This is a genomic window from Mycolicibacterium parafortuitum (assembly GCF_010725485.1).
Taxonomy (GTDB): Bacteria; Actinomycetota; Actinomycetes; order Mycobacteriales; family Mycobacteriaceae; genus Mycobacterium.
Genome location: NZ_AP022598.1, coordinates 265,559 through 282,747, shown reverse-complemented (window position 1 = coordinate 282,747; position 17,189 = coordinate 265,559). Strand labels below are relative to the sequence as shown.

Genomic DNA, 17,189 nt, shown 5'->3' with positions numbered 1-17,189 from the left:
CCCTGTCGGGAGGTGAAGGAAACCCATGGCGGCCACCACCGGCGACCCACGGCCGGCCCGCTCGCGGGCACGGCTCCTCGACGCCGCGACCACACTGCTGCGCACCGGCGGGCCCGGCGCGGTGACGATCGAGGCGGTCACCCGCAAGGCCAACGTCGCGCGCGCCACGCTGTATCGCCATTTCCCGAGCGCGAACGACCTGGTGGCCGCCGCGTTCATGGGTTTGATCTCGCCGCCGCCGATGCCGCCGGAGGACGGCCCTCTGCGCGAGCGGCTGATCGCGGTGGTGGTGGGGTGGGCCGAATCGATCGCCGAGGCGCCGACCACGCTGACCGCGATGGCCTGGCTGTCGTTGGGCCCCGACATCGACACGCTTCCCGACGCCGGGGCGCAGCACGGCACGGGGGTGCGCTCGCTGCGTGAGCACATCGCCGAGCATTACTCGGCGCCGTTCGACGCGGTGTTCGACAGCCCTGAGGCCGCCGCGGCACTGCGCCCGGTCGACCGCACGATGGCGTTCGCGCTGTTGATCGGCCCGCTGGCGTTCGGCCGGATCAGCACGCTGGCCGACTTCGACTACCGGGCCGTCGCCGTCGCCGCGGTCGACGGGTTCCTGCGCACGTTCAGCGCAGCGAGTACCGAACAGGCAGGTGCTTGAGGCCGCCGACGAACGTCGTCGCCGAAAGCTCGGCCGGACCAGCCGACTCGATCGACTCCAGTCGCGGCAGCAGCTCGGTGAACAGGCTGTTCATCTCCATCCGGGCCAGCGCGGCACCCAGGCAGAAGTGCACGCCGTAACCGAACGACAGGTGCTTGTTCGGGTCGCGCCCGACGTCGAACGCGAACGGGTCGGCGAAGACCTCCTCGTCGCGGTTGCCCGACACGTACGCCAGGTACACCGACTCGCCCTTGGCGATCGGCACGCCGCGCACCGTGGTGTCCTCGGCCGCGGTGCGCATGAACTCCTTGACCGGTGTGGTCCACCGGATCATCTCCTCGACCGCGGTTCCCATCAGCCCGGGATCGTTCTTCAGCCGCGCGAGCTGGTCGGGGTTCTCGATCAGCGCGTGCAGGCCGCCGGAGATCGCGTCCTTGGTGGTGTCGTGTCCCGCACTGGCCACGATCACGTAGTAGGACAGCGTGTCCATGTCCGACATCGGCTCACCGTCGACGAGGCCGTTGGCGATCGCCGAGGCGAGGTCGTCGGTCGGATGCTCCCGCCGCGACGCGGTCAGCGCCGCGAAGTAGTTGAAGAAGTCGGTCAGCACGGCCAGCTGCTCCTCGGGAGTGGTGCCGCGCTTGTACTCGTCGTCGTCGCCGCCGAACATCTCCTGGGTCAGCATGTGCATCCGGCCGAAGTCCTCCTCGGGCAGCCCGAGCAGCGACAGGATCACGTACAGCGGGAAGTTCACCGCGATGTCGGTGACGAAATCGCACTCCGGGCCGATGTCGCGCATCCGGTCGACGTAGCGCTTGGCGAGCTCGTCGACGCGCACCTTCAGATCGCGCATCGCCTTGGGGCGGAACCAGTCGGCGCCGATGGCCCGCACCTTGCGGTGGTGCGGGTCGTCCATGTGGATCAGCGTGCGCAGCCCGATGCCCGCCTCCTGCTGGGACTTGCCGAGGTCGTCGGCCTCGGCGGTCACCAGCAGCGGGCGGGGGGCGGACAGGAACAGGTCGTTGGCGCGCTCGATCGCCATGATGTCGGCGTGCTTGGTGATCGCCCAGAACGGCCGGTACGGACCGTGGTCGACCCATGCGACGGGCTCGTCGGCACGCAGGTGGGCCAAGGCCGTGTGTAACCGCTTGTCGTCGGCGTATGCCGTCGGATCGGCGAGCACCTTGGCCGCTTCCTGCGAAGGCCGGTCGATCGTCGGTGTGCCCATTGCGCTCCTCACAAGCTGTGTTGACAAGTGTCAAAGAACAGCTTATGTGATCGGCGCCACTACCCGCCCGAGGGTGTGGGTCAGGCCAACTCGTAGCGGATCGGCAGGTGCTTGAGGCCGCCGACGAAGATCGTCGAGATGAAGTCCGGCTCGCCGGCGAGTTCGATGGACTTCAACCGCGGGACAAGCTCGGAGAAGAAGCTGTTGATCTCCATCCGGGCCAGCGCGGCGCCGAGGCAGAAGTGCACGCCGTAGCCGAACGACAGGTGCTTGTTCGGATCGCGGCCGACGTCGAAGCTCATCGGGTTCTCGAAAATCTCCTCGTCCCGGTTCGCCGACACGTAGGACAGCAGCACCGCCTCGCCCTTCTTGATCGGCACGCCGCGCACCTCTGTGTCGGCGGTGGCGGTGCGCATGAACTCCTTGACCGGCGCGGTCCAGCGGATGATCTCCTCGACCGCGGTGCCCATCAGGCTCGGGTCGGCCTTCAGCCGCGCCAGCTGGTCCTGGTTCTCGATCAGCGCCAGCAGCCCGCCCGAGATCGCCGCGCTGGTGGTGTCGTGGCCGGCGCTGGCGACGATCACGTAGTACGACAGGCAGTCGATGTCGTTGAGGTACTCGCCGTCGAGCTTGGCGTTGGCGATCGCCGACGCCAGATCCTCGGTCGGGTTCTCCCGGCGGTCGGCGGTCAGCTTGGTGAAGTAGCGGAAGAAGTCGGTGATGACCTCGTGCAGTTCCTCGGCGCTCTTGCCGCGGCTCAGCTCGTCGTCGTCGCCGCCGAACATCTCCTGGGTGAGCTTGAGCATGCGGCTGAAGTCCGACTCGGGCAGGCCGAGCAGCGACAGGATCACGTACAGCGGGAAGTTGACCGCGACCTCTTGGACGAAGTCGCACTCCGGGCCGATCTCGACCATCCGGTCGACGTAACGCTTGGCCAGTTCGTCCACCCGCTCCTTGAGGGCCCGCATCGCCTTGGGGCGGAACCAGTCCGCGCCGATCTTGCGGATGTCGCGGTGCAGCGGGTCGTCCATGTGGATCAGCGTGCGCAGGCCGCCGCCGTTGGCGAGGTTGGCCGCGGCCAGGTCGTCGGTCGCCTTGGTGTTCAGCATCGGCCGGGGCTCGTTGATCCACAGGTCGTTGGCGCGCTCGATCGCCATCACGTCGGCGTGCTTCGTGACGGCCCAGAACGGGTAGTAGTCGGGCACGTCCACGTAGGACACCGGGGCGTTCGCCCGCAGATGCGCAAGTGCTGCGTGCAACCGCGGCTCATCCGCATAGGCCCGGGGTTCGGCCAATACCTTCGCTGCGTCGTCGATAACCGGCGTGCTCATGTGCCCTCACTCGAAAGAAACTTGACGGGTGTCAAGTGAAGCATATGTGACGGGCGCTACTGTCGTAAATCATGATCTTCCGGGGGATCGTGCTGCTCGTCACACTGCTGGTGGTGGCTGCCTGCGGGCGCGGCGGGGCGGGCGGCCCCGAATCGGCGGGTGAGCCGCCCCCGGATCCCGCGCTGGTGCGGACCGCGGCGGGGATGCTGCGCGGTGTGGTGGCCGACGATTACCGCCTGTTCGCCGGAATCCCTTATGCCGCACCGCCTCTCGGTGATCTGCGCTGGCGCGACCCGCAGCCGGCGCCGGCCTGGGACGGCGTCCGCGACGCGACCACGTTCGGCCCGCGGTGCATGCAACCCCTCGAGGGCGACATCGAACTCGGCAAACAGACCGACGAGGACTGCCTGTCGCTGAACGTGTGGACCCCGCCGGTGGCCGACGGGGGCGACGAACCGCGCGAACCCAAGCCCGTCATGGTGTGGATCCACGGCGGCTCGTTCGTCGCCGGCAGCGGCGGTATCTACGACAGCGCCCGGCTGGTGTCCCGCGGTGACATCGTCGTCGTCACCATCAACTACCGGCTGGGAGCGCTCGGCTTCCTGGCGCACCCGGCGCTCGGGCAGCCGGGCGAGGCCGGCAATTACGGCCTCGCCGACCAGCAGGCCGCGCTGCGCTGGGTTCGCGACAACATCGCCGACTTCGGGGGAGACCCGGCCAGGGTGACGATCGCCGGGGAGTCCGCCGGGGCGATGTCGGTCTGCGACCACCTCGTCGCGCCCGGCTCGAAGGGGCTGTTCGACGCGGCGATCATGATGAGCGCGCTGTGTCAGGCCCAGGTCGGGCTCCCCGAGGCCGAGCAGCGCAGCATCACCTACGCCGCCGACGCGGGATGCGCGGGCCCCGAGGCCGCGCAGTGCCTGCGCGCACTCGACGCGAACGCGTTGCGCACCCCCGTCTGGTACTACGGCATCGGCGCCGACCAGCTCAGCGGTCCGGTCACCGGGTCCGCCGCACTGCCCGTGGCCCCGCCCGACGCGTTCGCCGCCGGTGCCGCGGCCGGCGTCCCGGTGCTGATCGGAACGACCCGTGACGAGTGGACACTGTTCGTCGCCCTGCAGCACCTACGCGCGGGCAAGGACTATGAGCCCGCCGAGTATCCGGGGCTGCTGGCCGACACCTTCGGCGCCGACGCGGCGGCCGTGCAGGCCCACTATCCGCTCAGCGCGTTCCCGAACGTCGCGCTCGCCTACGCGGCCACGGTCACCGACGGTGTGCTCGCATGCGGCGGCGCGCGCTGGGCGCGTGACCTGGGTGCCCGTGCCGGTGCCGGTGTGTACTTCTACGAGTTCGACGACCGCTCTCCGCCGACGCCCGATCCGCTGCGGAACCTGCCGTTCCCGGTCGGGGCGAGCCACTCCCTGGAGTTGCGCTATCTGTTCGACGTCGGGGGAGCGCCGCCGCCGAACCCCGCGCAGGTCAGACTCGGTGAGCAGATGGTCGACTACTGGTCGGCCTTCGTGCGGGCCGGGGCGCCCCGCGCCGACGGTCAACCCGACTGGGCCGAGTTCGGGCCCGAGGGCCGGGTGATGTCTCTGCGACCCGACGGCAGCCGCATGACCGGCGACTACGGCGCCGACCATCGATGCGCGTTCTGGGACGGTCTGCGGTAGTCGCGAGCCGTCCACCAGGGATTTGGAGCAGGCCGGGATCTGAGGCATACTGTTCGGGTTGCCTTGAGCCGGGACGGTGTGTGATTGCGCCGGGCCGGCACGGGCATGCGACCAGCGTCCTCCGGGACGCATCCGGTCCCCCACCTCGATCGTGACGATTCTGCGCCGCGGACGAGTATGCGTACGGCGACACGCCCGACCGCGGGGGTCGGTGAACCACAGACAGGTAAACAGCGGCGGCACAGCCAGGCCCATGGATATTTCATGGACACCGTGGGCCCGTTAGTAGTGAGGTAGGAGAAGCGTGGCGGGACAAAAGATCCGCATCAGGCTCAAGGCCTACGACCATGAGGCGATTGACGCCTCTGCGCGCAAGATCGTCGAGACGGTCACCCGGACGGGAGCCAGCGTTGTCGGCCCGGTGCCGCTGCCGACCGAGAAGAACGTGTACTGCGTCATCCGGTCCCCGCATAAGTACAAGGACTCGCGGGAGCACTTCGAGATGCGTACGCACAAGCGGCTGATCGACATCCTCGACCCGACGCCCAAGACCGTTGACGCTCTGATGCGCATCGATCTGCCGGCCAGCGTCGACGTCAACATCCAGTAAAGGAATTCCCGAGAAATGGCTAGCGATAGCAAATCCGCCGCTCCGCGCCGCGGCATTCTGGGCACCAAGCTGGGCATGACGCAGGTGTTCGATGAGAACAACAAGGTCGTGCCGGTGACGGTCGTCAAGGCCGGGCCCAACGTTGTGACGCGCATCCGGACCCCGGAGCGTGACGGCTACAGCGCCGTGCAGCTCGCCTACGGCGAGATCAGCCCCCGCAAGGTGAACAAGCCCGTCACGGGTCAGTTCGCGGCCGCCGGTGTCAACCCGCGCCGCCACCTCGCCGAGCTCCGGCTCGACAGCGAAGAAGCAGCGGCTGCCTACGAGGTCGGCCAGGAGCTGACCGCGGAGATCTTCGCCGACGGCGCGTACGTCGACGTGACCGGCACCAGCAAGGGCAAGGGCTTCGCCGGCACCATGAAGCGCCACGGTTTCAGGGGCCAGGGCGCCAGCCACGGCGCGCAGGCCGTGCACCGTCGGCCCGGCTCGATCGGTGGCTGCGCCACCCCGGGTCGCGTCTTCAAGGGCACCCGCATGTCGGGCCGGATGGGCCACGACCGCGTCACGACCCAGAACCTCAAGGTGCACAAGGTCGACGCCGAGAACGGCGTGCTGCTGATCAAGGGCGCCATCCCCGGCCGTAACGGTGGACTGGTGGTTGTCCGCAGCGCAATCAAGCGAGGCGAAAAGTAATGGCTACAGGCGAGAACAATCGAGAAATCCCGGTACTGACGCCGGCAGGCAAGAAGGACGGCAGCGTCTCGCTGCCCGCCGCGCTGTTCGACGTGGAGCCCAACATCGCGTTGATGCACCAGGTGGTGAACGCGCAGCTGGCCGCCAAGCGTCAGGGCACGCACTCGACCAAGACCCGTGGTGAGGTCTCCGGCGGCGGCAAGAAGCCGTACCGGCAGAAGGGCACCGGCCGGGCCCGCCAGGGTTCGACCCGTGCGCCTCAGTTCACCGGCGGTGGCATCGTGCACGGCCCGCAGCCGCGTGACTACAGCCAGCGCACCCCGAAGAAGATGATCGCCGCCGCGCTGCGCGGTGCGCTGTCGGATCGGGCGCGCAACGACCGGATCCACGCGATCACCGAGGTCGTCGAGGGCCAGACCCCGTCGACCAAGAGCGCCAAGGCGTTCCTGTCGACGCTGCTGGCCGACCGCGAGGTCGAGAAGAACCGGGTGCTGGTCGTGATCGGCCGTGCCGACGAGACCAGCGCGCTGAGCGTGCGCAACCTCGCCGGTGTGCACGTGATCTCGCCGGACCAGCTGAACACCTACGACGTCCTCAAGGCCGACGACGTGGTCTTCAGCGTCGAGGCCCTGAACGCGTACATCGCTGCGAACACCAAGACTGAGGAGGTGTCGGCCTGATGGCAAACGTGACCGATCCCCGCGACATCATCCTGTCCCCGGTGATCTCGGAGAAGTCCTACGCCCTGATCGAGGACAACGTGTACACGTTCATCGTGCACCCGGACTCGAACAAGACCCAGATCAAGATCGCCATCGAGAAGATCTTCAAGGTCAAGGTCGACTCGGTGAACACCGCCAACCGACCGGGCAAGCGCAAGCGCACCCGCACTGGCTACGGCCAGCGCAAGGGCACCAAGCGCGCCATCGTCACGCTGGCCGCCGGAAGCAAGCCCATCGATCTGTTCGGAGCGCCGGCCTGATCGCCGGACACGACAAGAACAGGACTGAGTAGAAGATGGCTATTCGCAAGTACAAGCCGACGACCCCGGGCCGTCGCGGTTCGAGCGTCTCCGACTTCGCCGAGATCACCCGTGATCATCCGGAGAAGTCGTTGGTCCGCCCGCTGCACGGCAAGGGTGGGCGCAACGCCCACGGCCGCATCACGACCCGTCACAAGGGTGGTGGCCACAAGCGCGCCTACCGCGTGATCGACTTCCGTCGCCACGACAAGGACGGCGTCAACGCCAAGGTCGCGCACATCGAGTACGACCCGAACCGCACCGCGAACATCGCGCTGCTGCACTACCTGGACGGCGAGAAGCGCTACATCATCGCCCCCCAGGGTCTGAAGCAGGGTGCGATCGTCGAGTCGGGCGCCAACGCCGACATCAAGCCGGGCAACAACCTGCCGCTGCGCAACATCCCCGCAGGCACGCTGATCCACGCCGTGGAGCTGCGTCCCGGTGGCGGTGCCAAGATGGCGCGCTCGGCCGGTGCGTCGATCCAGCTGCTGGGTAAGGAAGGCACCTACGCCTCGCTGCGTATGCCCTCCGGCGAGATCCGCCGCGTCGACGTGCGCTGCCGCGCCACCGTCGGCGAGGTCGGCAACGCCGAGCAGGCCAACATCAACTGGGGTAAGGCCGGCCGTATGCGGTGGAAGGGCAAGCGCCCGACCGTCCGTGGCGTCGTGATGAACCCGGTCGACCACCCGCACGGCGGCGGTGAGGGTAAGACCTCCGGCGGTCGCCACCCGGTGAGCCCGTGGGGTAAGCCCGAGGGCCGCACTCGCAAGCCGAACAAGGCGAGCGACAAGCTCATCGTCCGTCGCCGGCGCACCGGCAAGAAGCGCTAGGAGTAAATAGCGATGCCACGCAGCCTGAAGAAGGGCCCGTTCGTCGACGACCATCTGCTCAAGAAGGTCGACGTCCAGAACGAGAAGAACACCAAGCAGGTCATCAAGACCTGGTCCCGTCGGTCCACGATCATCCCCGACTTCATCGGTCACACCTTCGCCGTCCACGACGGTCGCAAGCACGTCCCGGTGTTCGTCACCGAGGCGATGGTCGGGCACAAGCTGGGCGAGTTCGCCCCCACCCGCACCTTCAAGGGTCACATCAAGGATGACCGGAAGGCCAAGAGGCGCTAGAGATGACAACAGCGATTCAATATCCGTCCGCGCAGGCGAAGGCGCGCTTCGTGCGCATCTCGCCGACCAAGGCGCGTCGCGTGATCAACCTGGTCCGGGGGAAGAGCGTCGAGGAAGCCCTCGACATCCTCCGCTGGGCTCCGCAGGCCGCCAGCGAGCCGGTCGCCAAGGTGATCGCCAGTGCCGCGGCCAACGCGCAGAACAACGAGGGCCTGGACCCGTCGACCCTGGTGGTCGCGACGGTCTACGCCGACGAGGGGCCGACCGCCAAGCGCATCCGGCCGCGTGCCCAGGGCCGCGCCTTCCGGATCCGCAAGCGCACCAGCCACATCACGGTGATCGTGGAAAGTCGTCCCGCCAAGAAGCAAGGTGCGTCCGCGAGCGCTGCGCGTGCACGTCGTGCCCAGGCCAGCAAGGCTGCCAGCAAGAAGGAGGGCTCGGAGTAGTGGGCCAGAAGATCAACCCGCACGGCTTCCGTCTCGGCATCACCACTGACTGGAAGTCCCGCTGGTACGCCGACAAGCAGTACGCGGACTACATCAAGGAAGATGTGGCGATCCGCAAGCTGCTGGCCACCGGCCTGGAGCGCGCCGGCATCGCCGACGTCGAGATCGAGCGCACGCGTGACCGCGTCCGGGTGGACATCCACACCGCGCGTCCCGGCATCGTGATCGGCCGCCGCGGCACCGAGGCCGACCGCATCCGCGCCGACCTGGAGAAGCTGACCGGCAAGCAGGTCCAGCTGAACATCCTCGAGGTGAAGAACCCCGAGAGCCAGGCGCAGCTGGTCGCCCAGGGTGTCGCCGAGCAGCTGAGCAACCGTGTGGCGTTCCGCCGCGCGATGCGCAAGGCGATCCAGTCGGCGATGCGTCAGCCGAACGTCAAGGGCATCCGGGTGCAGTGCTCCGGCCGCCTCGGCGGCGCCGAGATGAGCCGCTCGGAGTTCTACCGCGAAGGTCGGGTGCCGCTGCACACGCTGCGCGCCGACATCGACTACGGCCTCTACGAGGCCAAGACCACCTTCGGCCGGATCGGTGTGAAGGTGTGGATCTACAAGGGCGACATCGTCGGTGGCAAGCGCGAGCTGTCCGCTGCGGCACCCGCCGCAGACCGTCCGCGTCGTGAGCGTCCGTCCGGCACCCGTCCCCGCCGCAGCGGCGCGTCGGGTACCACCGCGACGAGCACCGACGCGGGGCGCGCCGCCACCGGTGAGGCGCCCGCCGCGGCCGACGCCGCGGCCGGTGCCGCTGAGAAAACGGAGAGCTGAAAATGCTGATTCCTCGTAAGGTCAAGCACCGCAAGCAACACCACCCGAAGCAGCGCGGCATCGCCAGCGGCGGCACCGAGGTGAGCTTCGGTGACTACGGCATCCAGGCCCTGGGCCATGCCTACATCACCAACCGGCAGATCGAGTCCGCTCGTATCGCCATCAACCGGCACATCAAGCGTGGCGGCAAGGTGTGGATCAACATCTTCCCGGACCGCCCGCTGACCAAGAAGCCCGCCGAGACCCGTATGGGTTCGGGTAAGGGTTCGCCGGAATGGTGGGTCGCCAACGTCAAGCCCGGCCGTGTCCTGTTCGAGCTCAGCTACCCGGACGAGAAGATCGCCCGGGAAGCCCTGACTCGTGCCATCCACAAGCTGCCGATCAAGGCACGCATCGTCACAAGAGAGGAGCAGTTCTGATGGCTGTCGGAACCACCACCGGTGAACTGCGTGAGCTCAGCGACGACGAACTGACCGACAAGCTCCGCGAGTCGAAGGAAGAGCTGTTCAACCTGCGCTTCCAGATGGCGACCGGCCAGCTTGCCAACAACCGCCGGCTTCGCACCGTGCGGCAGGAAATTGCGCGCGTGTACACCGTGCTGCGTGAACGTGAGCTGGGTCTGGCCGCCGGACCCGGAGGTGAGGATTCGTAATGGCAGACACTCAGGCTGGATCGAAGGGTCCGGCGCACACCCCGCGGACCGAGAAGCCGCGCGGCCGTCGCAAGACCGCCATCGGCTATGTCGTGTCGGACAAGATGCAGAAGACGATCGTCGTCGAGCTCGAGTCGCGTAAGAGCCACCCGCTGTACGGCAAGATCATCCGGACCACGACGAAGGTCAAGGCCCACGACGAGAACGGCGACGCCGGTGTCGGCGACCGCGTCTCGCTGATGGAGACCCGCCCGACGTCGGCCACCAAGCGCTGGCGTCTCGTCGAGGTGCTCGAAAAGGCCAAGTAACCGGCCCTGCTTTCATCCGGCTGCCCACCGCTTCGCGCGGTGGGCAGCGGTGTTTGTTATCCGAATTGCGCCGCGCCCGACGGGCCCGGTGTGATCCACGTAACATTTCCGTATGCGGTGGGTGGGGGCGTGCTTTTTGGCAGTGTGCGCCGTGCTGATGCCGGTCGTCGCGTCGTCTGCACCGCCCGCGCGGGCCGTTCCCGTCACCTTCGATGAGCTGGGATCGGCGGGCCCGCTGGAGTTCTACGGTCAGGCCGGAACCACCACCGTGACCTTCCCGGTGCCGCCGGGCATGACCCCGACCGCACTGGACGCGACGCTGGAGCTCCCGGTCTTCCTGCGGTCGGCGGCCGTCACCGTGGTCCAGGATCGGCGCACCATCGCGCAGCTGGACGTGCCGCTGCTGCCGCGGGGCCCGGTGCGGATCCCGCTCGACGGCGTGGTCGTGGTCGAGAACGCGGTCACGATCACCATCAACGCGTATCTCCTTCCGCTGGACGGATACTGCCTGGACCCGAGTAATCCGTTGCGGCTCGTCGACGGCGCGGTCGAGTTCGCCGGGGTCGAATCCGTGCCTGCCGCGGTCGCCGACTTCCTGCCTCCGGTCCTGCGCACGCTGACTATCGCCGTCCCGCCGGACCCGTCGCAGGCGGAGTCCGATGCCGCGGTGCGGTTGGCCACCGCGGTGACCTCCCGGTATCGGCAGCAGAACACCGGGGTGCAGATCGCCGCATTGCCGCGCGGGCAGGTGCTGCCTGCCGCCGAGTCGGCCCCCTTCGAGCGGCGGATCGCGATCACCGAGGGACCCGACAGCGGGCTGTCGCTGCAGGGCGGCCCGGGGATCCCGGTGCTGCTGATCTCGGGTCCGGCAGCCGAACTGGCCAATCAAACCCGGCTGCTCGCCAGTGACCTGCGCCGGCTGGCGATCAGCACCCGGGCCGTGGTGGGGCCGTTGCGCGATGCCCCGCAGCTTCCCGGTGACACGACCACGTTGCGTGAACTCGGCGAGAACGAGTTGACGACGGAGGCGCTGGCCCCGCGCGTGGTCTTCGGCATCGATCAGACCCGGTTGGGCAGGTCGGCCCACAACGTCCGGGTTCACCTGGTCGGGTCCTACACCCCGGTGCCGGAGAACATCGGCGCCCAGGTCGTCGTCCGGACCGGTGGCGAGTCCTTCGACCGGTGGGTCGCCGGCCGAGACGGCGTCATCGACCACTGGGTCGACATCCCCGACCGCCTGCTCCAGCGGTTCACCAACCTCGAAGTCGCCGTCGACATCACCGGCAACACCGGGCGCTGCGGCGAGTTCCAGCCGCTCACCCTGTCCATCGACGGTGAGAGCACGGTGCAGAGCGCCCCGGCCACGCCTCCTGTGCCACCCGGGCTGCAGTCGCTGCCGCAGGCGTTGATGCCCCGCGTCGAAATCGGGATCGGCGACGACCGTTACGCCGATACGGCGCGAGCCGTGTCGATCATGACGGGGCTGCAGCGCCTCAGCGCGCTGCCCATCGATACGGCGGTCGTCGGTCTCCAGCAGGCCGTCGACAGCGGTGGCCCGGCGGTGCTGATCGCTGCCGACGGCTGGGACCGCGACGACATCACCCTGCCGGTCTCGGTGTCAGACGATGGGCTCACAGTCGAGGGGGCGGACCCGTCGGGTGCCCCTGTGACACTGCGCCTCGATCCGGCCGTCGGGTTCGGAGCGCTTCAGTCGGTCTTCGACGGTAGCCGGTCTCTGCTGGTCGCGACCTCCAACGGGGCGCCGCGTCAGCTCGACCAATTGCTGCGCTGGCTCGACGAGGACCCCGCGCGCTGGCCGCGGCTCTACGGGAGCGCGGTCATCTCGTCACCCGGCCGCGCCCCGGTGACGGTCCCGGCCCCGGTCGCCTCGGCGCAGGCCGCGACGCGGGATTCCGGGAGCGGTGGCACCGTGCTGATCTGGGTGGCCGCGGGTGTCTTCGCCGCGGCGGTGGTCACCGGGGCACTGCTGCTGCGCCGGCGACGAGGGTGAGATGACGACGCCGGCCGAGGCGCCGCCCGCGGCATCCCCGCCCATCGCCGGCATGGCGGGGGAACGGACGCTGAGCCGGCTGCTGCGGTGGGCGCTCATCGCCACCATCACCGTCCTGGCCTTTGCCGATTCGCTGCGCGCGTCGCTGGAGAACACCCGTGTGAACGGCATCAACGGATACACCTGGATCATTCCGGCGTCCGCGGTGCTGGCCGCGGGTGGCCTGGCGCTCCGTAAGCCCTACGCGGCGCGCATCGACGATCGGCAGACCGATGTGATCGTCGCGGTGATGGTGCTGACGTTCGCGGTGCTGGTGTACGGGGTCCTGACGCCGCGCTACGCCGACTTCTTCTGGATGTTGCGACTGGATCTGGTCGCGATGGTGCTGTTCGTCGCGGGGGCAGGAATCCTGCTGTTCGGGCTCCGGGCGGTGACCCGGTTCGACCCGGTCTGGGCGATGACGATCCTGGCGCTGCCCCTGGGGTATCACGTCGCGGTGATCGTGCTGGGCGGCGGTAAGCCGGCCGCTGGCGCGGCGGCCCTGATGATCACCGCGGCCGCCACCGCGATCGCGGTGGGGACCGACGATCTGCGCGTGGCCGCGGCCGCGGCCGTCGCGTGGTCGGTCGGGCCGCTGTCGCTCCTGGTGATCGTCGCACTGCGGCCGGACACGTCACTGCTGCTCTATCAGCAGATACCCACGCTCGCCTCGATCGTGTGTGTCAGCGCGGTGCTGCTCGTGCAGCCGCGATCGGTGCCGGCGGCCGCCGCCGCTCGCACCGAACCGATGACCGCCACCGATGTGTGGTGGGGTTCGCTGCTGGTCGCCGCCGTCGGGATCGCCGTGGCCGCGATCCCGCTGCCGCCGGGGTCCCGGCCGCCCCCGCTACCGCAGTTCGACGGAATCGTCGTGGGGCAGCTGCCCGCGCCTCCGGCCGGGTGGCACGTGGTCGAGACCGACTCCTACGACGTCGTCCGGCGTCTCTACGGCAGCAACGCCACGCTGGACCGGCAGAAGTTGGTCGCCGACGTCGGTAACCCGGAGTGGGACAAGTTCGGCCGGCCCCGCACGGTGGTGGTGGACACCGTCACCACGGACTGGCCGATGTCACTGCGGGTCTTCCCGCCCCAGGTGCTCTTCGCCGTCGACGAGCGACAGAGCGAGCGGCGCAGCGTCGACCTCGGCCACGGGATCACCGGCGAGTTGTTCACCGCCGTCGACGACGGCCTGCTGCTCACCTGGAGCCTGCTCGCATTCGAGTGGGGCAAGGACGGTCTGGCGCAGAGATACCTCATCGGCTCGGTGGACAACCACGAACCTGACGCGCCGTTCCCGGAACCCAACGGCGCGCCTGGCAAAACCCTCAGCCGGTTGTTCACCATCCTGTTCCGTGGATCCTCGGTCGTCGGCGACGAGACACCGTCGTTCAAGGACGCCGGCATGCTCACCGAATTCGGCCGGGGCTTCGTCGAGGCCCAGATGCGCGTTCCGGCAGAGGGATCGCGATGACAGTCGACGAGTCACGCGCGCTGCACCTGGCCGTCAACGGGCTGCTCGAACAGGACCCCATGCGGTCCGCGGCGATGCCGCTGATGGGTTGGCAGCGGTTGGCGCTGTGGGGCGGCCTGGTCGCCGTCGCTACCGGCGTGGTGTTCTGGCCCCAGGCCACCGCGATCATCCTGGTCGGGCTCTGCACCGCGGCATACGTGTTCACGATCCTCGACCGGGTGCTGATCTTCCGGCACGGGCTGGCGACGCGGGCCATCGTCGTCACCGACGACGAAGCGCGGTCGATACCGGACTCCGAACTGCCGTCCTACACCGTGCTGGTGCCGGCGTTCCGGGAGCCCGAGGTCATCGGTGAACTGATCGCCGGGATGGCGGCGCTGGAGTACCCGAAGGACAAGCTGCAGATCCTGCTGCTGTTGGAGGCCGACGACGAGGTCACCATCTCGGCGGCCCGTCGGTGTGCCGAGGTGGCTTTCGTCGAGGTGGTGCTGGTGCCGCCGGCAGAACCCCGGACCAAGCCGAAGGCCTGCAACTACGGACTGGAGTTCGCCACCGGGGAGATCATCACCATCTACGACGCCGAGGACAGGCCCGATCCGCTGCAGTTGCGCCGAGTGGTCGCGGTGTTCCGCCGGGCCGGGGACGACGTCGTCTGCGTGCAGGCGCGCCTGGCGTTCTACAACGGGCACCAGAACTGGCTGACCGGCTGTTTCACCGCCGAATACGGGCTGTGGTTCGGCTACCTGCTGCCGGGGATGTCGAGCACCGACACCCCGATCCCGCTGGGCGGCACCTCCAACCATCTGCTGGCCTCGGCGCTGGACAGGGTCGGCGCATGGGACCCCTACAACGTCACCGAGGACGCCGACCTGGGCCTGCGGATCGCCGCGAACGGGTTCGTCACGGCGGTGGTCGAGTCCACGACGCTGGAGGAGGCCAACAGCGATTACATCAACTGGATCCGCCAGCGTTCCCGGTGGTACAAGGGCTATCTGCAGACCTGGCTGGTGGAGATGCGCCGGCCCCGGGAACTGCTGCGCACGCTCGGGGTGCGGGCGTTCATCCGCTTCAACCTGATCCTCGGTGGGACCCCGGTGGTCGCGGTGCTCAACCTGTTCTTCTGGCTCATCACCGTCCTGTGGTTCCTCGGCCAGCCCGCCGCCGTCGCCGCGGTGTTCCCGGCGTTCGTCTACTTCCCGGCGCTGGTGTGCCTGGTACTGGGCAATCTCGCGATGATCTACCTGAACCTGGTCGCATTACGCGAGGACGACCGGCCCGATCTGCTGCTGCCGGCACTGACCGTGCCGTTCTTCTGGGTGTTGATGAGCGTGGCCGCGGCCAAGGGGCTCTACCAGTTGGTCCGTAATCCGTCGTACTGGGAGAAGACCGTTCACGGCCTGGCCGGGCGATGAGAGACGTCTCCGATCGGCGACTCAAGGCAGTCGTCTTCGTTATGGCCTTCGCCGGGTACACCGCGGTGGGGTATTGGTTGCAGGTGCGCCAGGGTTTTCTCCTCGGCGACGCGCTGTCGCGCACGGCCGCCGCCCAGAGCGTGCTGTTCAGCCGCGAACCCCATTTGGCCGCAATCGGATTCATCTTCACGCCGCTGACCGCGATGGTGCAGCTGCCGCTGGTGGCGCTGGCATCGTGGTGGCCGGACATCACGGCGCGGGCCTTCGCCGGAACGGTGATGTCGGCGGCGTTCATGGCCGGCGCGTCGGTACAGATCCTGTCGATGGGCAACGACCGCGGACTCCCGCGCCGCTACAGCCTGCTCATCACCGCGCTGTTCGCGTGCCACCCGATGATCGTGTTCTACGGATCCAACGGGATGAGCGAAGCGCCGTTCGTGTTCTTCCTGATCTGGGCGGTGCGCCGGCTGACGATGTGGATGGTCGACGACGACGTGCACCACTTGATCGCCGCCGGCGCCGTCGCGATGGGCCTGGCCTACCTGACGCGCTATGACGCGGCGGCGTGTGTGGCCGCCGCAGGTGTGCTGGTCGGGGCGACCACCTATCTGCGCGCCCGGGAGGGGCCCCGGCTCAAGCGCGCGCTGCTCGACGTCATCCTGGTCAGCGGACCCGGGATCGCCGCGGTCCTGGGCTGGGCGGCGGCCAGCTGGTTGATCACCGGGGAGGCACTGGCTCAGTTCACCTCGCAGTACGGCAACGCCGCGATTCTCGAACAGTCCGGAGGTGGCGCGGCGAACATCGTTGCCGGACTGGGGTACTCGGGGGTCTGTCTGCTGCTGCTGGCGCCGACGCTGGTGCCACTGACGGGGTGGGCCGCGGTCACCGGCCTGCGCCGCCCGACCCGCCAGATGCTGCTGCCGCCGATCCTGATCTTCGGGGCGGCACTGGCGTTTCAGACCCTGACGTACGCCACCGGCGGTACGTTCCCGTTCCTGCGGTTCTACATCGTGGCGGTGCCGTTCGCGGCGTGCATGGCGTTGCTCGTCGTCCCCGACGGCACGTTGGCTTCGCCGACCCGGCGCGGCCGCCATGCACCGGAGATCCCGCCCGTCCACACCGTCCCGTCGTACCGCGCGGGTGCGGTGGCGGCGGTGTTGTTCGCGGCCTGCATACCGGTGGCGGCCTGGGGGATGAGCCTGCCGGCCTATGCGCCGCAGGAGTACGCGCTGGGGGCGGTGCTGCGGCCCGACCCCGACGACACCAGTCCTCGCAAGGACGAACAGCGCCGTATCGCGGCGACCTTCTCCACGGAGCGGGAGCTGGCGCAGTACCTGGACGGCCTCGGGTTACCGCCGGGTTCGGTGATCACCGACACCATGTACGGGTTCGCCGTGGTCGTGGCGTCCCGTAAGCCGAAAACGTTTGTGGTGCCGTCGGATAGAGATTTCGTGAAGTTGCTCAACACGCCCTCGGCCTACGGTATCCGGTACCTGCTGGCGGTGCCGAACACCGGACGCGGCACCGCGGATGCGCTCAATCTGCGCTACCCGACGCTCTACGACACGGGATCGGATGTGGCCACTCTGGAACTCGAGATCCCCAACTCGGGAGCCAATCAGCCGAACTACCGGCTCTACCGGGTGAACGAACCGGTGCCCGTGCGGGGCTGACCAGTCGGTGACGCC

Annotated in this window: 19 protein-coding genes; 17 read left to right on the top strand and 2 right to left on the bottom strand. The window is 68.5% G+C overall.

Annotation, left to right across the window (positions count from 1 at the left end; genetic code table 11):
* The first annotated feature begins 25 nt into the window (after window positions 1–25).
* A complete protein-coding gene (locus tag NTM_RS01335; protein ID WP_163765200.1) occupies window positions 26–658 on the top strand; it encodes a TetR/AcrR family transcriptional regulator in 633 nt (210 codons plus the stop codon).
* Here the strand turns inward: NTM_RS01335 and NTM_RS01330 are convergent.
* Window positions 624–1,886 (bottom strand): cytochrome P450, encoded by a 1,263-nt coding sequence (locus tag NTM_RS01330; RefSeq protein WP_104862883.1) that lies wholly within the window; start codon window positions 1,884–1,886, stop codon window positions 624–626. The genes NTM_RS01335 and NTM_RS01330 overlap by 35 nt on opposite strands.
* A gap of 80 nt (window positions 1,887–1,966) precedes the next feature.
* Complete coding sequence (locus NTM_RS01325) at window positions 1,967–3,217, bottom strand: cytochrome P450 (protein WP_104862884.1); 1,251 nt, start codon at window positions 3,215–3,217, stop codon at window positions 1,967–1,969.
* Window positions 3,218–3,288: 71 nt separating this feature from the next.
* On the opposite strand from NTM_RS01325, the gene NTM_RS01320 reads away from it, so the two are divergent.
* From NTM_RS01320 to NTM_RS01245, 16 genes are all read left to right on the top strand, one after another.
* The gene (locus NTM_RS01320) at window positions 3,289–4,890 is read left to right on the top strand and encodes a carboxylesterase/lipase family protein (RefSeq protein WP_163765199.1); all 1,602 of its coding nucleotides are present in this window, start codon (window positions 3,289–3,291) and stop codon (window positions 4,888–4,890) included.
* 304 nt (window positions 4,891–5,194) lie between these two features.
* A complete protein-coding gene (rpsJ, locus tag NTM_RS01315; protein WP_003883485.1) occupies window positions 5,195–5,500 on the top strand; it encodes a 30S ribosomal protein S10 in 306 nt (101 codons plus the stop codon).
* A 15-nt stretch (window positions 5,501–5,515) separates the two neighbouring features.
* Window positions 5,516–6,193 carry a 50S ribosomal protein L3 gene (gene rplC, locus NTM_RS01310; RefSeq protein WP_104862886.1) on the top strand — a complete coding sequence of 226 codons (678 nt, stop codon included), beginning with the start codon at window positions 5,516–5,518 and terminating at the stop codon, window positions 6,191–6,193.
* Window positions 6,193–6,873, top strand: a complete 681-nt coding sequence (gene rplD / locus NTM_RS01305) for a 50S ribosomal protein L4 (protein WP_163765198.1) — start codon at window positions 6,193–6,195, stop codon at window positions 6,871–6,873. Before rplC ends, rplD begins: the two co-directional genes overlap by 1 nt.
* The gene (rplW, locus tag NTM_RS01300) at window positions 6,873–7,175 is read left to right on the top strand and encodes a 50S ribosomal protein L23 (protein WP_104862888.1); all 303 of its coding nucleotides are present in this window, start codon (window positions 6,873–6,875) and stop codon (window positions 7,173–7,175) included. The genes rplD and rplW overlap by 1 nt, the downstream gene beginning before the upstream one ends.
* A 35-nt stretch (window positions 7,176–7,210) precedes the next feature.
* A complete protein-coding gene (gene rplB, locus NTM_RS01295; RefSeq protein ID WP_104862889.1) occupies window positions 7,211–8,047 on the top strand; it encodes a 50S ribosomal protein L2 in 837 nt (278 codons plus the stop codon).
* A 12-nt stretch (window positions 8,048–8,059) separates the two neighbouring features.
* Entirely contained in the window at window positions 8,060–8,341 is a 282-nt protein-coding gene (gene rpsS, locus NTM_RS01290; RefSeq protein ID WP_010908582.1) for a 30S ribosomal protein S19, read from the top strand.
* Between the two features lie 2 nt (window positions 8,342–8,343).
* Window positions 8,344–8,787 (top strand): 50S ribosomal protein L22, encoded by a 444-nt coding sequence (gene rplV / locus NTM_RS01285; RefSeq protein ID WP_163765197.1) that lies wholly within the window; start codon window positions 8,344–8,346, stop codon window positions 8,785–8,787.
* The gene (gene rpsC, locus NTM_RS01280; RefSeq protein WP_104862891.1) at window positions 8,787–9,608 is read left to right on the top strand and encodes a 30S ribosomal protein S3; all 822 of its coding nucleotides are present in this window, start codon (window positions 8,787–8,789) and stop codon (window positions 9,606–9,608) included. The genes rplV and rpsC overlap by 1 nt, the downstream gene beginning before the upstream one ends.
* Before the next feature lie 2 nt (window positions 9,609–9,610).
* Window positions 9,611–10,027, top strand: a complete 417-nt coding sequence (rplP, locus tag NTM_RS01275; RefSeq protein WP_104862892.1) for a 50S ribosomal protein L16 — start codon at window positions 9,611–9,613, stop codon at window positions 10,025–10,027.
* Window positions 10,027–10,260 carry a 50S ribosomal protein L29 gene (gene rpmC / locus NTM_RS01270; protein ID WP_083144926.1) on the top strand — a complete coding sequence of 78 codons (234 nt, stop codon included), beginning with the start codon at window positions 10,027–10,029 and terminating at the stop codon, window positions 10,258–10,260. Before rplP ends, rpmC begins: the two co-directional genes overlap by 1 nt.
* The gene (gene rpsQ, locus NTM_RS01265; protein WP_083144927.1) at window positions 10,260–10,568 is read left to right on the top strand and encodes a 30S ribosomal protein S17; all 309 of its coding nucleotides are present in this window, start codon (window positions 10,260–10,262) and stop codon (window positions 10,566–10,568) included. The genes rpmC and rpsQ overlap by 1 nt, the downstream gene beginning before the upstream one ends.
* Before the next feature lie 112 nt (window positions 10,569–10,680).
* Window positions 10,681–12,579 (top strand): cellulose biosynthesis cyclic di-GMP-binding regulatory protein BcsB, encoded by a 1,899-nt coding sequence (locus NTM_RS01260; RefSeq protein WP_163765196.1) that lies wholly within the window; start codon window positions 10,681–10,683, stop codon window positions 12,577–12,579.
* Between the two features lies 1 nt (window position 12,580).
* On the top strand, window positions 12,581–14,089 hold the full coding sequence (locus tag NTM_RS01255; protein ID WP_163765195.1) for a hypothetical protein: 1,509 nt from the start codon (window positions 12,581–12,583) through the stop codon (window positions 14,087–14,089).
* Entirely contained in the window at window positions 14,086–15,501 is a 1,416-nt protein-coding gene (locus NTM_RS01250; RefSeq protein ID WP_163765194.1) for a glycosyltransferase, read from the top strand. The genes NTM_RS01255 and NTM_RS01250 overlap by 4 nt, the downstream gene beginning before the upstream one ends.
* A gap of 41 nt (window positions 15,502–15,542) precedes the next feature.
* Window positions 15,543–17,174: an ABC transporter gene (locus tag NTM_RS01245; RefSeq protein ID WP_232079587.1), complete on the top strand. Its 1,632-nt coding sequence runs from the start codon at window positions 15,543–15,545 to the stop codon at window positions 17,172–17,174.
* The last annotated feature ends 15 nt before the right edge of the window (window positions 17,175–17,189 follow it).

Bases quoted from the DNA above. Each gene is read 5' to 3' on its own strand.
- rplV (WP_163765197.1), top strand. From the start codon at position 8,344: ATGACAACAGCGATTCAATATCCGTCCGCGCAGGCGAAGGCGCGCTTC.
- rplP (WP_104862892.1), top strand. From the start codon at position 9,611: ATGCTGATTCCTCGTAAGGTCAAGCACCGCAAGCAACACCACCCGAAG.
- rplC (WP_104862886.1), top strand. From the start codon at position 5,516: ATGGCTAGCGATAGCAAATCCGCCGCTCCGCGCCGCGGCATTCTGGGC.
- rpsS (WP_010908582.1), top strand. From the start codon at position 8,060: ATGCCACGCAGCCTGAAGAAGGGCCCGTTCGTCGACGACCATCTGCTC.
- rpsQ (WP_083144927.1), top strand. From the start codon at position 10,260: ATGGCAGACACTCAGGCTGGATCGAAGGGTCCGGCGCACACCCCGCGG.
- NTM_RS01250 (WP_163765194.1), top strand. From the start codon at position 14,086: ATGACAGTCGACGAGTCACGCGCGCTGCACCTGGCCGTCAACGGGCTG.
- NTM_RS01325 (WP_104862884.1), bottom strand. From the start codon at position 3,217: ATGAGCACGCCGGTTATCGACGACGCAGCGAAGGTATTGGCCGAACCC.
- NTM_RS01330 (WP_104862883.1), bottom strand. From the start codon at position 1,886: ATGGGCACACCGACGATCGACCGGCCTTCGCAGGAAGCGGCCAAGGTG.
- rpmC (WP_083144926.1), top strand. From the start codon at position 10,027: ATGGCTGTCGGAACCACCACCGGTGAACTGCGTGAGCTCAGCGACGAC.
- NTM_RS01245 (WP_232079587.1), top strand. From the start codon at position 15,543: ATGGCCTTCGCCGGGTACACCGCGGTGGGGTATTGGTTGCAGGTGCGC.
- rplW (WP_104862888.1), top strand. From the start codon at position 6,873: ATGGCAAACGTGACCGATCCCCGCGACATCATCCTGTCCCCGGTGATC.
- NTM_RS01260 (WP_163765196.1), top strand. From the start codon at position 10,681: ATGCGGTGGGTGGGGGCGTGCTTTTTGGCAGTGTGCGCCGTGCTGATG.
- rplD (WP_163765198.1), top strand. From the start codon at position 6,193: ATGGCTACAGGCGAGAACAATCGAGAAATCCCGGTACTGACGCCGGCA.
- NTM_RS01335 (WP_163765200.1), top strand. From the start codon at position 26: ATGGCGGCCACCACCGGCGACCCACGGCCGGCCCGCTCGCGGGCACGG.
- NTM_RS01320 (WP_163765199.1), top strand. From the start codon at position 3,289: ATGATCTTCCGGGGGATCGTGCTGCTCGTCACACTGCTGGTGGTGGCT.
- NTM_RS01255 (WP_163765195.1), top strand. From the start codon at position 12,581: ATGACGACGCCGGCCGAGGCGCCGCCCGCGGCATCCCCGCCCATCGCC.
- rplB (WP_104862889.1), top strand. From the start codon at position 7,211: ATGGCTATTCGCAAGTACAAGCCGACGACCCCGGGCCGTCGCGGTTCG.